The following is a 12,594-nucleotide window of genomic DNA, read 5'->3' as shown; positions in this document are numbered from 1 at the left end:
CTCTCTCACTTCGCCGGGTCGGGTGGTTCGGGCGCCGCGGGTGGCAGTGCCGGTTGGCGACCGTGCAGGATGCGGGGGCACGCCGGCCGGGGCTCGGCCGCCGCGGGGCTGTCCGCACGGACGGCACGCCGATACGATGAGAACAAGCGGACAGTTGTCCGTTACCCGGGAAAACGTAACGGACAACTGTCCGCTTAACAAGGGCCGGGTTTCGGCCACCAACCGCGAGGAGGGCGAGTGGGCCAGAAGAAGGACGCTCCTCTGCGCTCGGACGCGCAGCGCAACCGCGAGCGCATCCTGGAAGTGGCGCTGGTCGAACTGACGCGGTCGGCGGACGCACCGCTGAGCGCGATCGCCAAGAAGGCGGGCGTCGGGCAGGGGACCTTCTACCGCCACTTCCCCACCCGGGAGGCGCTCGTCCTGGAGATCTACCGCCACGAGATGCAGCAGGTCGCCGACACCGCGGCTCGGCTGCTGGAGAGCCGCGAGCCCGACCGGGCCCTGCGCGAGTGGATGGACCGCCTCGCGCGGTTCGCCATGGCCAAGGCGGGCCTGGCCGACGCGATCCGGCAGGCCACCAGCGCGCCGGGCAAGCCCGCGAAACCGGGGCACGCCCCGGTGACCGAGGGGGCCGAACTTCTGCTCCGCGCCGCCGAGAAGGCGGGCACGATCCGCCCCGGGATCACCGCGGACGACCTCTTCCTCGCCATCGGCGGTCTCTGGATGATCGACCCGCACAGCGACTGGCAGCCGCGCGCGACCCGCCTGCTGGATCTCGTCATGGACGCACTGCGTGCGGGGGCGCCCGGGCGGTGAGGGCCGAGGCCTTCAGGCGGCCGGGCGCGAACCTGGCGAGCCTTGGGCAGCCGAGCGGCCCCAGGCGGGCGTTCCGCCGCCTCGCGGTGCTCGGCGGCCCTCCGGCGTCCGGGCGGCACCCGGCATGACGCGGCGCCTCCAGTCACCCTCCCGGCGCAGAAGAGCACCGTCGCCGCCCTGCCGAGAGCCGCGCGCGGGGCCCCACCCGGTCCGCCGCGTACCGGCCACCGTGACCGGGACCGCGCCGGCACCCCGCGCCGTCGCTCTCCGCCTGGGGGAAACTGTCCGGGCGCCGTCCGTACGAGGTTCAGGAGCTTGAGGCATGAGCGTGCAGCGGTATCCCCTGGCCGGGGTCACGGTGGTCAGCCTGGAACAGGCCGTGGCAGCGCCCTACGCCACCCGGCAGCTCGCCGACCTCGGCGCCCGCGTGATCAAGGTGGAGCGGCCCGGCGGCGGCGACTTCGCCCGCCGGTACGACACGACGGTGCACGGCCACTCCAGCTATTTCGTGTGGCTCAACCGCTCCAAGGAGTCCCTCACCCTCGACCTGAAGGACCCGCGCGGCCGTGAGATCCTGCACGACCTCCTCGACGGCGCCGACGTCTTCGTGCAGAACCTCGCCCCGGGCGCCGCCGGCCGGCTCGGCCTGGACGCCGCCACCGTCACCGGCCGCCGCCCCGGCCTGATCCCGTGCACGATATCCGGCTGGGGCACCACCGGCCCCTGGGCCGACCGCAAGGCGTACGACCTGCTCGTGCAGAGCCAGACCGGGCTGGTGTCGCTGACGGGAACCCCGGAGGGGACCGCCCGGACAGGCATCTCCGTCGCCGACATCGCCGCCGGAATGTACGCCTACAGCGGCATCCTCACCGCCCTCTACACCCGCGCCACCACCGGCGAGGCGCACCCCGTGGAGGTGTCCCTGTTCGAGGCTCTCGCGGAGTGGATGGGCCAGCCCGCCTACTACACCCGGCACGGCGGCACCCAGCCCCCGCGCCTGGGCACCCGGCACGCCACCATCGCGCCGTACGGGACGTACACCGCCGCCGACGGCAAGGAGGTGCTGTTCTCCATCCAGAACGAGCCGGAATGGACGGCACTGTGCGCCGAGTTCCTCGGCCGGCCGGAGCTGGTCGACGATCCGCGCTTCGCCACCGCCGCCGACCGCGTAGGCCACCGCGAGGAGCTCGACACGATCGTCGCCGGACGCTTCGCCCGCTCCGGCTCCGAGGAGATCCTGAAGGACCTGGAGCGCATCGGCATCGCCTGCGCAGGGGTCAACGACGTCGCCGCGTTCCTGGACCACCCCGTGCTGGCCGCCCGCGGCCGCTGGACCGAGGTCGGGGTGCCGGGCGCCACGGTGGAGGCGCTGCTCCCGCCGGCCGACCTCGCGGGGCTGCCCGCGCGCATGGACCCCGTCCCGGCGGTCGGCGAGCACACCGAGGCGATCCTCACCGAACTGGGCCGCACCACCGGGGAGGTGACGGCGCTGCGCGCGGACGGCGTCGTCTGACCACGTCCCGGTCCGGCCTACCGGGACCCGGCGGCGCGCCGTGCCGCCTCCTCGGCCTCCTGCTTCTTCGAGGCCCGCAGGCTGGTGAACGTCGTCATGGCCAGGACCAGCACGATGAAGCCCAGCGAGAACGGGATGCTGATCTCCGGGACGTGGACGCCCGACTCGTGCAGGGCGTGCAGCACCAGCTTCACGCCGATGAAGCCGAGGATGATCGACAGGCCGTAGGAGAGGTGGACCAGCTTCTTCAGCAGGCCGCCGATGAGGAAGTACAGCTGGCGCAGGCCCATCAGGGCGAAGGCGTTGGCGGTGAACACGATGTACGGGTCCTGCGTCAGACCGTAGATCGCGGGGATGGAGTCGAGGGCGAACAGCACGTCGGTGGAGCCGATGGCGAGCATCACGACCAGCATCGGGGTCATGATCCGCTTGCCGTTCTCGGTGATGAACAGCTTCGTGCCGTGGTAGCGGTCGGCCACGCCGAAGCGGCGCTCGGCCATCTTCAGCAGCTTGTTCTCCTGGTACTCCTCCTCGTGGTCCTCCTTGCGGGCGTCCTGGACCAGCTTCCAGGCGGTCCAGATCAAAAACGCGCCGAAGAGGTAGAACACCCACGAGAAGGTGGAGATGATCGCCGCGCCCGCCGCGATGAAGACGGCGCGCAGCACCAGGGCCATCAGAACGCCGATCATCAGCACCCGCTGCTGGTACTGCGAGGGCACCGCGAACTTCGCCATGATCAGGACGAAGACGAAGAGGTTGTCGACGCTGAGGGACTTCTCCGTGATGTAACCGGCGAAGAACTCGCCGGTGGGCCCGCTCCCACCGAAGTACCACAGCCCCAGCCCGAACAGCACGGCCAGAACGATCCACACCACCGTCCACGTCCCGGCTTCCCTGATGGAGACATCGTGGGGCTTGCGGCCGACGAAGAAGTCGACGGCGACGAGCAGGCACAGGGCCGCGACGGTCAGCAGCCACACGGACAAAGAGACGTTCACTCGTTACTCCTGGTGCAGATCCGGGGATGGCACATCGTCGCCCGTCGTGGCTGATTCTCGCCACTCCTGCCAGGTGAACAAACGGCTACATCCGAGCGTGGTCCGGGTTCACGCGGGATGGCCCGCTACTGGCTCACCGAGCGGTGCCGACCGTGCAGCGCCCGAAGGACGTCCTGGTCCGTCAGTTGGTCGAAGTTCTCGTACCAGAGGCCCACGGCCATGAACGCGGCCGGCTGGTGCAGGCAGATCACCTCGTCGGCCTCGGCTCGCATCAGCCTCGCCGCCTCCGGGGAGCACACCGGGGCGGCCAGCACCACCCTTTCGGGCGCCTGGCGGCGGGCGAAGCGCAGCGCGGCGCGGGCCGTGGAGCCGGTGGCGAGTCCGTCGTCCACGATGATCACGGTGCGTCCGCGCAGCTCGGGGGCGGGGCGGCCCTGCCGGTACAGCCGTTCGCGGCGGCGCAGTTCCGCGCGCTCCCGCTCGATGACGGGGGCGAGGGCGGCCTCGCCGATGCCCAGGTATCGCAGGGCGTCCTCGTCGAGGAGCGGCACCTCGTCCCCGGCCATCGCGCCGACGCCGAGCTCCTCCTGGAAGGGCGCTCCGATCTTCCGTACGACGAGTACGTCGAGCGGGGCGTCCAGCGCGTCGGCGACTTCGCGCGCCACGGCGACGCCGCCGCGGGGCAAGGCGAGAACAAGGGGATCGGGCAGGGCACCTTCACCCTGCCGGGTGCGCAGCGTTTCGGCCAGTTCTCCGCCGGCCTGCCGGCGATCACGGAACCGCATGACGGTCACCTCTGCTTCCCGAACGGAGAGGCCACCCGGCCGGTCCGGCTCCCGCGTACCCCCCTGCCTTCCGGACGATGCACCGCGAGCCGGGCGGTCGCACGGCACCCGGCACGCGGCACGGGCAAGCGGTCCCGGCACGCGGCACCCGGCACCCGGCACCCGGCAGGGCTCGGCCCTCCTCACGCCGCCGCCGGAAACGCTGCCGCACAGCGCGCGGTTGCGCGTCGGCCTGCCGATGGACGGCGGGGCCCGCCGTCGTCAGCCCGCGGCGGTCGTCAGCTGCTCGTCGCACCACCGCCGGGCCGCCTCGGTGACCTGCTCGAGCGCGCCCGGTTCCTCGAACAGGTGGGTGGCGCCGGGTACCACATGGAGGGTGTACGGCGCGGACAGCCGCCGGGCCGCCTCCTCGTTCAGCCGCAGCACGTGCCCGTCCCGCCCGCCCACGATCAGCAGCACCGGTACCCGTACGTCGTCCAGCGCGTCACCCGCCAGGTCGGGGCGCCCGCCGCGCGAGACGACCGCCCGGACCCGATCGGGGCGTTCGGCGGCGGCGACCAAGGCCGCGCCCGCACCGGTACTCGCCCCGAACAGGACGACGGGCAGGCCCCGGGTGGCGTGCCACTGGCCCAGCCAGTCGACGGCGGCGACCAGCCGGCGACCCAGCAGGGGGATGTCGAAGCGGAGTTCGGCGGTGCGCAGGTCCTGCCGTTCCTCGGCCTCGGTGAGCAGGTCGATCAGCAGGGTGCCGAGTCCGGCGGTGCGCAGGCCGGCCGCTACCTCGCGGTTGCGGGGGCTGTGGCGGGAGCTGCCGCTGCCGTGGGCGAACAGCACGACGGCCCGGGCGTGCGGTGGCAGGTCCAGATCGCCGGCGAGGGCGGCGCCGCCGGCGGGCACGGTGACCGTCTCAGAGATCATCGGAAGCCTCCTCTCCCCCTGCGTCCCGTGGTACCCCGGCGGTGGCAGACGTCCCATGGCGCGAAGTGTGGGGTGCGTGTCGTTGACGCCATGCCCCGGCCCGGAGGAGCGTGGAGACGTGACCGATCGTCGTATCGTCTTCGTCGTCTTCGACGGCTTCCAGCCGCTCGACCTCACGGGCCCGCACGAGGTGTTCCACGGCGCGGGCGGCTACGCCTGCGAGGTCGTGGCGCCCCGGGCGGGGCCGGTCAACTCGGTCAGCGGGCTGCTCGTGCACGCCGCACACGGCGTGGCGGACCTGGATCCGGCGGGGACGGACACCCTCGTGGTCGTCGGCGGGCAGGGCGTCGACGCGGCCCGGGAGGACGAGGTGCTGGTCTCCTGGATCGCGGCCGCCGCGGCCGGTGCGCGGCGGGTGGCCTCGGTGTGCAGCGGGGTGTTCCTGCTGGCCGCCGCGGGGCTGCTGGACGGGCGCCGGGTCACCACGCACTGGGCCCGCGAGGGCCAGTTGGCCCGGGAGCATCCCGAGGTGCGGGTGGACTGCGACCCGATCTTCGTCCGGGACGGGCGGGTGTGGACGTCGGCCGGGGTGACGGCGGGGATGGATCTGGCACTTGCCCTGGTCGAGGACGACCTGGGCAGGGACGTCGCGCACGCGGTGGCCCGCCACCTGGTGCTCTTCCTGCGCCGCCCGGGCGGCCAGTCGCAGTTCAGCGTGGCGCTGTGGTCACGGCAGCCGGCGACCGACCCGGTGCGGGCCGCCGTCACCGCGATCCATGCCGATCCGGGCGCCCGGCACGACATCGCCGGCCTCGCCGCGCACGCCGGGCTGAGTCCGCGCCACCTCCAGCGCCGGTTCACCGCCGAACTCGGCGTGCCGCCCGCCGCGTACGTCGAACGGGTGCGCCTCGAAGCGGCCCAGCGGGCCCTCACTGAGGGCGACGAACCGGTCGAGGCCATCGCCCGCCGCTACGGCTTCACCACCGCGGAGACGCTGCGCCGCACGTTCCACCGCCGGCTCGGTGTCGCGCCGTCGGACTACCGCGCCAGGTTCCGCTCCACCGCGGAACCCACCGGCGCTCTCCATGACTCAGAGGAAGGGGAACCCCTATGACGACCTACGGTCTGCTGGTCTTCGAGGAGGCGGAGGAGCTCGACTTCGTGGGCCCCTGGGAGGTGTTCACCGTGTCCGCCCTGCTCCGCGACAGCGCGGACACGGCCGTGCTCGTCGCCGAGCACTCCGGCCCCGTGCGCTGCAACAAGGGCATGCGCGTCCTGCCCGACCACACCCTGGACGACCATCCGCCGCTGGACGTGCTGCACGTGCCGGGCGGCCGGGGCGCGCGTGAGGTCCAGGTGCACAACCCGGTGGTCACCGACTGGATCGGGAAGACGGCCGACCGGGCCGCGTGGGTGCACGGCGTGTGCACCGGCACGTTCCTGCTGCACGCCGCCGGGCCCGCCCGCGGACGCCGGGTGGCCACGCACTGGAGCCACGAGGACACCCTCCAGGCGCGCGGTGACGTGACGGTCGTCCGGGACGCCCGCTATGTGGTGGACGGCAACCTGGTCACCAGCCAGGGCGTCTCGGCCGGCATCGACAGTGCCCTGTGGCTGGTCGGCCGGCTGCACGGGCGGGAGCACGCGCGGGCCGTGCGCCGCTACATCCAGTACGACCCGGCGCCGCCGTACCTCGCGGACGAACCCGTCTGATCGACGCGCCGGGCGGGCGCTGCATGGGTGCGCGAGCCCCGGGCAGGCGATGTTCATGGGCGGTGACACGGGCGACGGCGGGCAGGTACGGCGACCGGGCGAGTGCGGGCACCGTGCGGTGCCGCATCCGGACGACATCCGGATCGAGGCGTGGGCGGCGTGCCGCGAGCACTGTCTGGCCGAGGCGGTGCTGGCGATGGTGGAGTCCTTCGCCGATGTGTCCGGGGTACGGCCCACCGCCACGGACAGAGTGCGGCTCGCCGAGGCCAGCGACGCCGACCTGCTCGCCTCCCTGCTGGACGAGATCATCTTCCGGCTGGAGGAGTACGGCGAAGTGCCCGTGGACGTGGAGGCGGACGAGGCCGACGGCGGCCTGGACGTACGCCTCGCCGTCGCCGCTCTCGCGGACGTGCGGATCACCGGGGCGGTCCCGAGGGCGGTGGCCTGGGACGAGCTGCGGATCGGCCCGGATCCGTACGGCTGGTCGTGCGCGGTACGGGTGGACGCCTGACGCTGCCGGTGACGGGGCGCCCGCGTGATCGCACGTCGGGGCGGGACGAGGCCGGCCCGGAGGCCCTGTCGTCGCATTCCCGTCGTCGCCCGCGATGCGCCTCGGCGGCTCGTCGCGGGCGGGCCGATCGGCTCGAACCGCGTGTCCCGGTGTTCCCGCAGGGGTACCCCGGCCCCTATGACCGGCATAGAACTGCGCAGCAACGCGTTCAACGACCATTCGTTCCTCGCGCGCCGGTACGCGTACGAGGGACCGAACGTCTCTCCGCCGCTGACCTGGAGCGGCGTACCGGACGACGCGGCCGAACTGGTTCTGCTCTGCGAGGACCCCGACGCCCCTTCGGGTACCTTCGCCCACTGGGTCGTGGTCGGCATCGATCCGCACAGCGACGGCGTCGAGGCCGGGCACTGCCCGCCGGGTGGTACGGAGCTCGTCAACGGGTACGGTCAGCCGGGCTGGGGTGGCCCGCATCCGCCGCCCGGTGACGACGCCCACCACTACTTCTTCCGGCTCTACGCCCTGTCCGAACCGTGCGTCCTGCCCGACGCGCCGCGTGCGGACCAGGTGCACGAGGAGGTCGAGAAGCGCCGACTCGCGGACGGGACGCTGGTGGGGCTGTACCAGCGCTGAGACTCCTGTCCTCGTCCGCCCGTGGCACAACGGTCGGTTGTGGCGCGGGTGCGGGCGGTTGTTTGATCGGCCCGCCCGGTCCTCGCTTGGATGGCCCCTGGTCAACACCGGGTTGTCCGCGGGAGCTGGGAGTGTGGCCGGGTATGGCGGGCAGGCGGTCGCTGGGCCGGCAGTTCAGGTGGTTGTGGGGTGCTTACGCGGTCAGTACGGCCGGTACGTGGCTCGCGTTCGACGCGTTCGCCCTGATCGCGGTCCTGGCACTGGACGCCGGGCCCGGGCAGGTGTCGCTGCTGGCCGCGGTGGGACCGGCGGTCGGCGCGGCGGTGTCGGTGCCGCTCGGGCCGTGGGTGGAGGTCCGCCGCAAACGGCCCGTGATGATCGCGGCGGACCTGGTGCGGTGCGTGGTGCTGCTGAGCGTCCCGGTGGCGTTCGCCCTGGGCCGGCTGAGCTTCGGGCAGCTGCTGCTGGTGTCGGTGGCCGTCGCGGCGGCCGACATCACGTTCAACGCCGCGGCCGGGGCGTTCCTGAAGTCGCTGCTGCCGCGGCAGGACCTGCTCGTCGCGAACGGACGGTTCGAGGCGACGACCTGGACCGCCAGCATGGTGGGGCCGCCGCTGGGCGGGGCGGCGATCGGCCTGCTCGGCCCGGTGACGACGGTGGTGGCCGACGCGGCGAGCTATCTGCTCTCGGCGCTCGGACTCCGGGCGATCGGCGGGGCGGAGAAACCCCCTGTGCGGCCGGTGGCCCGCCCCCGGGCCGGAGATCTGCTCGACGGCTGGCGGCACATCCTCGCCGATCCGGCCCTGCGCCCGCTGTTCTTCAACACGGTCCTGGTCAACGCCCTGATCATGGCGGCCTCACCCCCGCTCCTCGTCCTGATGGTCGACGACCTGCACTTCGCCCCCTGGCAGTACGCCCTCGCCTTCGCCGTGCCCTGCACCGGCGGCCTGCTCGGCTCACGCCTGGCCCCCCGCCTCGTCGCGCGCCACGGCCGGGACCGGGTCCTGCGCACCACGGGGGCGCTCCGGGCCTGCTGGTCCATCGGTCTGGCACTCATCGGCCCCGGTACGCCCGGGCTGGCCCTGGTCATGCTGGTCGAGTTCGGACTGATCGCCTGCTGCGGCGTGTTCAACCCCGTCCTCACCACCTACCGCCTCGAACGCACCCCCACGGACCGGGTCACCCGCACCCTCGCCGCCTGGTCGGCGACCAGCAAGGCCACCACCGCGGGCACGACCGCCCTGTGGGGCCTCCTGGCCGGCCTGGCCGGCCCCCGCACGGCCATCGCCCTCGCGGGCGGCCTTCTCCTCGCCACCCCTCTCCTACTCCCCCGCCGGGACCACGCACCGGCCACGACCGCCGAGCCGGCGACCCTGGCGCCGGAGTCGGACGGCGGCTGACCGCCCGACGAGCAGACCGGGGCCGCATGCACGAGTCCTGGACGTACATGGCGTCGGACTCGACCTCGGGTCGCGGGGCAGGTTCCCGCATTGTCGGCGAACAGCAGCTCCTCCCGTGCGGAGTACGGGGACGGGAGCGGATGCGCCCCCGTCCCCGGCCGCGGTCCGGGCTTAGGGATCCTTGCACTGTGCCCGCCCGGGTCGCGCGGCCTGGCACCGCGCCTCGCCGCGTTGCCGAAACGCCCAGGCAGCTCCGCTACCAGGGCACTCCGGCGCCTTGCGATGCACGGCACCGGACCACGCGACCTGATCGGACGCTCATAGTGCAAGGACCCCTCAGACCGCCCCGGGCACATCCTCCGTGACCCCGTTCAAGGGAGAGGACGGGTCCGTGCCGTAGGGGCGGGTGATGATTTCCAGGCCGTGGCCCGCCGGATCGAGGAAGTAGACGCCTCGGCCGCCGTCGTTGCGGTTGATGCGGCGGGGGTGGTTGCCGTGCGGATCGGCCTGGATGGGGATCCGGGCCTCGACGAGGCGGGCGAGGGCCTCGTCGAACTCGTCCTCGGAGACGAGGAACGCGTAGTGCTGCATGGGGATGTCGGCGTCGATGGTGAGGAAGTCCAGCGTGACGCCGTTGGCGGTCGTCACCGGCAGGAACACCCCGGCCGGCGCCCCGACCTCCAGTCCCAGGATCTCCGCGAGAAAGCGAGCGGACTTCTCCCGGTCACGGGACAGAACGATGGTGTGATTGAACTCGACTGACACGGTCAATGCCTCCACGGGCATCTCCGCGGCGCCTCCATGCCTCACCCGGCCGGTGACCGACACGCGATGCCGCGCGGTGGATCGTAGACAGAGGCGGCTCCGGGCGTCGAGCGGTTTTCGGCCGTATCAAGAAGGGCTGCGGCGGGTCACCGAGGGACCGGTGACCCGCCGCAGGCTCGTTCCGGTCCGCTCTCCGGTCAGCAGTAGCCACCAGCGCGATCGCCCCCTCCAGGGCGGGCAGCTCCGGTGCGTCGACGGTGCACACGGCGTGGGTGCGGACGAGGTGAAGGTGGTCGGCCTCGGCGCTGTGCGCACGCCTTGGCCGGCGCCGCTTGCCGCGGAGCCGGCCGGGCCGCCTCAGCGCGAGGTTTCCGGACGCCGTGCGACGAACACGAACTCCCGGCCCGGGCGGTCGGGCGCGTCCCGTACGTCCTCCACCACGAAATCCTGCGCGACGAGTTGCGCCTCCACCTCGTGCCGCTCGCGAAAGCGCAGGGTCGATTCCGAGGTCAGCACCTGCCCGTCCGCGGCGAACACGTAGGTCCACCGGAACCTCACCAGCGGCCCGCTCACGTCGAGCAGGTCGGCCCACGACTCGACCGCGCCGACTCCGGGCACGTCCGTCACGCCGTACGTGCCCTCGCGATTCCACTCCTCCCAGGCGCGGCGGGCCGGGACCCTGGTCTCGAACACCAGGCGACCGCCGGGCCGCAGCGCCTCACGGGCGCCGCGCAGGGCCGTCCGCCAGTCCTCGGAGTCGGCGATCGCCTGGGCCACGTTGCCCGTCATCGTCGCGAGGTCGGCGGTCAGCGGCGGCAAGGCCGCCGCATCGCCCTGGATCCACCGCACCCGCTCACCGCCCGGCTTGCCGCGCGCCACGTCCAGGGACGCCGCGGCGGGATCGACGCCGACGACCCGGAGGCCGCGTTCGGCCAGCAGCAGTGCGAACACGCCCGTTCCGCAGCCGATGTCGAGCACCTGCCGTGCCCCGAACTCCCGCGCCATGCGCAGATACGGTTCGAGATCGCGACGGTCGGGATCGAGCGGGTCGTAGACCGCGGCGAGCCGCGGATGCCGGAAGCACTCGTCAGCCATGCGCCCGACGGTACGAAGCGTGGTGGCGGGGCGGCCACCGGTTTTCGGCTCAGCCGAGGCAGATGACGAGCAGGCAGAGTTCCTTCGACTCGGAGTCGGAGGGGGGCGTGGCGGGCGACGTGGTGCTCTCCGCGGGCGGGGGCGTCGCGGGGGACGCGGGCTGCTGCGTGTCCGTGCCGGTCCCGGCGGCCGGCGCTGTCGTCGGCTCGGTGGCCGTCGAGGAGGACGAACCGGCGTTGCCGGTGACCGTGTCGACGGTGCTCGGGACGGTGGTCCGCCGCTGCGGCGGGGTCGTCAGCGGCAGCTCGCGGGGCTCGGCGGCCGCGCTGGTCCGCGTGTCCGAGGGGGCGGTGCGGGAGTCGGCGGCCCGGGGCTGCTGGTGGCGCGAGGCGCGGTCGGCGCTTGGCGGGGTGGTGGGCGAGGAACGCACGGTGTCGTGCCGGCTCGACGTCGGTTCGGTGTACGTCGGCGCCTCTCCCTTCGCACCGCCCATGGTGGTGTCCTCCGGCGCGGTGGCCGCCTGCACGCCGGGCGTCGCGTTCCCGTTCATCGCGGCGACGGTCAGTCCGCCGCCGACGAGCGCGACGGCGGTCGCGACCACGGCGCGCCGCTGGTTCTTCTTCCAGCGGGCCATCTGCCGACGCCGCGCCGCCCGTCCCTGCGGCCGGGCTTCATAGCCCTCGGTGGTGCCGGTGTCCGGGGCGTCCTGGCCTTCAAACGAGTCGGGGCCCAGGGGTTCGTGACCGGTGTGCGTGGCGGGGAACTCCTGCGTACCGGCGGGAGTCTGGTCCCACACGGTCCCCTCGTGCCACGGACCCGTGGCGGCCTCCCATGCGGCCGGGGCGGTCGCCGGGGCCGGGCCGGCGCGGCCGTCGGCGGCGGAGGGGGCGATGTCCGGGGCGTAGGCGCCGCACCCCGGGCAGACCAGGGCGCCGTTGAGGTGCCGACGGCACGACGAGCAGTAGTCCATGTGTGGTCTTCCCGATCTCGCTGTTCCAGCGGCTCGCCGGCCGCGACCTGGTCACGTTTCGCACGTGGGATCGAGCTGCAACGCTAACGAGACTTTGGAAGGGCGGTGTGCAGCCTGTGTGACACCCCTGCGCAGATCCTCTGGATCTCACGTGTGCCTCAAGCGACCCACGAGTAAAACCGGCGCCGCCTGGGCACGCTCGGCCACCCGGCGGCCACCCGGGCCGTGGCGAGGTGCGACCGCCAGGCGCCTGCCGGTCCAGCGCGGCCAGGAAGCCCGTGAGGAGAGCACCGATGCCCTCCCGGCCGAGCGCCCGCCCCGGCAACTCCGGGACGCGTTGCGGCGGCAGAGGAAGCAGCTCCTTGGAAAAGTCCACGCCCCCTCCCGGCGACGCGGGACTCCCGGTCGTCGGCCGGGCACAGGTCATGGGCCCGCGAACTGTCGACCAGGTGCAGATCGCCCGGGCCGAAGGTGTCGAGC

13 protein-coding genes are annotated in these 12,594 nt (G+C 73.1%); 7 read left to right on the top strand and 6 right to left on the bottom strand.

From position 1 onward, the window contains the following. Window positions 1-237 precede the first annotated feature (237 nt). Both ACWD1U_RS35900 and ACWD1U_RS35895 read left to right on the top strand, forming a co-directional pair. Window positions 238-816: a TetR/AcrR family transcriptional regulator gene (locus ACWD1U_RS35900; RefSeq protein ID WP_451113561.1), complete on the top strand. Its 579-nt coding sequence runs from the start codon at window positions 238-240 to the stop codon at window positions 814-816. Window positions 817-1,138: 322 nt separating this feature from the next. Beyond that, on the top strand, window positions 1,139-2,329 hold the full coding sequence (locus ACWD1U_RS35895) for a CaiB/BaiF CoA transferase family protein (protein WP_451113560.1): 1,191 nt from the start codon (window positions 1,139-1,141) through the stop codon (window positions 2,327-2,329). Window positions 2,330-2,346: 17 nt separating this feature from the next. Here the strand turns inward: ACWD1U_RS35895 and ACWD1U_RS35890 are convergent, their stop codons facing one another. The 3 genes from ACWD1U_RS35890 to ACWD1U_RS35880 all read right to left on the bottom strand — a co-directional run bounded on the left by ACWD1U_RS35890 (window position 2,347) and on the right by ACWD1U_RS35880 (window position 5,030). Next, the gene (locus tag ACWD1U_RS35890) at window positions 2,347-3,327 is read right to left on the bottom strand and encodes a TerC family protein (RefSeq protein WP_451113559.1); all 981 of its coding nucleotides are present in this window, start codon (window positions 3,325-3,327) and stop codon (window positions 2,347-2,349) included. 125 nt (window positions 3,328-3,452) lie between these two features. Continuing rightward, window positions 3,453-4,112 carry a phosphoribosyltransferase gene (locus tag ACWD1U_RS35885; protein WP_451113558.1) on the bottom strand — a complete coding sequence of 220 codons (660 nt, stop codon included), beginning with the start codon at window positions 4,110-4,112 and terminating at the stop codon, window positions 3,453-3,455. Between the two features lie 261 nt (window positions 4,113-4,373). Next, window positions 4,374-5,030 carry a dienelactone hydrolase family protein gene (locus ACWD1U_RS35880; protein ID WP_451113557.1) on the bottom strand — a complete coding sequence of 219 codons (657 nt, stop codon included), beginning with the start codon at window positions 5,028-5,030 and terminating at the stop codon, window positions 4,374-4,376. A gap of 118 nt (window positions 5,031-5,148) precedes the next feature. On the opposite strand from ACWD1U_RS35880, the gene ACWD1U_RS35875 reads away from it, so the two are divergent. The 5 genes from ACWD1U_RS35875 to ACWD1U_RS35855 all read left to right on the top strand — a co-directional run bounded on the left by ACWD1U_RS35875 (window position 5,149) and on the right by ACWD1U_RS35855 (window position 9,284). Further along, the gene (locus tag ACWD1U_RS35875) at window positions 5,149-6,144 is read left to right on the top strand and encodes a GlxA family transcriptional regulator (RefSeq protein ID WP_451113556.1); all 996 of its coding nucleotides are present in this window, start codon (window positions 5,149-5,151) and stop codon (window positions 6,142-6,144) included. Next, entirely contained in the window at window positions 6,141-6,743 is a 603-nt protein-coding gene (locus tag ACWD1U_RS35870) for a DJ-1/PfpI family protein (protein WP_451113555.1), read from the top strand. Before ACWD1U_RS35875 ends, ACWD1U_RS35870 begins: the two co-directional genes overlap by 4 nt. A gap of 55 nt (window positions 6,744-6,798) precedes the next feature. Then, the gene (locus ACWD1U_RS35865) at window positions 6,799-7,254 is read left to right on the top strand and encodes an archease (RefSeq protein ID WP_451113554.1); all 456 of its coding nucleotides are present in this window, start codon (window positions 6,799-6,801) and stop codon (window positions 7,252-7,254) included. Window positions 7,255-7,431: 177 nt separating this feature from the next. Then, window positions 7,432-7,884, top strand: coding sequence for a YbhB/YbcL family Raf kinase inhibitor-like protein (locus tag ACWD1U_RS35860; RefSeq protein ID WP_451113553.1), 453 nt, complete (start codon window positions 7,432-7,434; stop codon window positions 7,882-7,884). Window positions 7,885-8,027: 143 nt separating this feature from the next. Continuing rightward, the gene (locus tag ACWD1U_RS35855) at window positions 8,028-9,284 is read left to right on the top strand and encodes an MFS transporter (RefSeq protein WP_451113552.1); all 1,257 of its coding nucleotides are present in this window, start codon (window positions 8,028-8,030) and stop codon (window positions 9,282-9,284) included. A 336-nt stretch (window positions 9,285-9,620) separates the two neighbouring features. Here ACWD1U_RS35855 and ACWD1U_RS35850 read toward each other — a convergent pair whose 3' ends face one another. The 3 genes from ACWD1U_RS35850 to ACWD1U_RS35840 all read right to left on the bottom strand — a co-directional run bounded on the left by ACWD1U_RS35850 (window position 9,621) and on the right by ACWD1U_RS35840 (window position 12,114). After that, the gene (locus ACWD1U_RS35850) at window positions 9,621-10,049 is read right to left on the bottom strand and encodes a VOC family protein (RefSeq protein WP_451113551.1); all 429 of its coding nucleotides are present in this window, start codon (window positions 10,047-10,049) and stop codon (window positions 9,621-9,623) included. Window positions 10,050-10,406: 357 nt separating this feature from the next. Then, window positions 10,407-11,144, bottom strand: coding sequence for a class I SAM-dependent methyltransferase (locus ACWD1U_RS35845; protein WP_451113550.1), 738 nt, complete (start codon window positions 11,142-11,144; stop codon window positions 10,407-10,409). 49 nt (window positions 11,145-11,193) lie between these two features. Beyond that, window positions 11,194-12,114, bottom strand: a complete 921-nt coding sequence (locus ACWD1U_RS35840; protein WP_451113549.1) for an SCO2400 family protein — start codon at window positions 12,112-12,114, stop codon at window positions 11,194-11,196. Between the last annotated feature and the right edge of the window lie 480 nt (window positions 12,115-12,594).

It is taken from the genome of Streptomyces sp. NPDC002788 (assembly GCF_053592115.1).
This window is presented reverse-complemented; position numbering and strand designations above follow the sequence as displayed.

What these genes read in the sequence shown, in the direction of transcription:
- ACWD1U_RS35895 (WP_451113560.1), top strand. Translation starts at nt 1,139, where the DNA reads ATGAGCGTGCAGCGGTATCCCCTGGCCGGGGTCACGGTGGTCAGCCTG.
- ACWD1U_RS35885 (WP_451113558.1), bottom strand. Translation starts at nt 4,112, where the DNA reads ATGCGGTTCCGTGATCGCCGGCAGGCCGGCGGAGAACTGGCCGAAACG.
- ACWD1U_RS35880 (WP_451113557.1), bottom strand. Translation starts at nt 5,030, where the DNA reads ATGATCTCTGAGACGGTCACCGTGCCCGCCGGCGGCGCCGCCCTCGCC.
- ACWD1U_RS35870 (WP_451113555.1), top strand. Translation starts at nt 6,141, where the DNA reads ATGACGACCTACGGTCTGCTGGTCTTCGAGGAGGCGGAGGAGCTCGAC.
- ACWD1U_RS35865 (WP_451113554.1), top strand. Translation starts at nt 6,799, where the DNA reads ATGGGCGGTGACACGGGCGACGGCGGGCAGGTACGGCGACCGGGCGAG.
- ACWD1U_RS35860 (WP_451113553.1), top strand. Translation starts at nt 7,432, where the DNA reads ATGACCGGCATAGAACTGCGCAGCAACGCGTTCAACGACCATTCGTTC.
- ACWD1U_RS35855 (WP_451113552.1), top strand. Translation starts at nt 8,028, where the DNA reads ATGGCGGGCAGGCGGTCGCTGGGCCGGCAGTTCAGGTGGTTGTGGGGT.
- ACWD1U_RS35845 (WP_451113550.1), bottom strand. Translation starts at nt 11,144, where the DNA reads ATGGCTGACGAGTGCTTCCGGCATCCGCGGCTCGCCGCGGTCTACGAC.
- ACWD1U_RS35840 (WP_451113549.1), bottom strand. Translation starts at nt 12,114, where the DNA reads ATGGACTACTGCTCGTCGTGCCGTCGGCACCTCAACGGCGCCCTGGTC.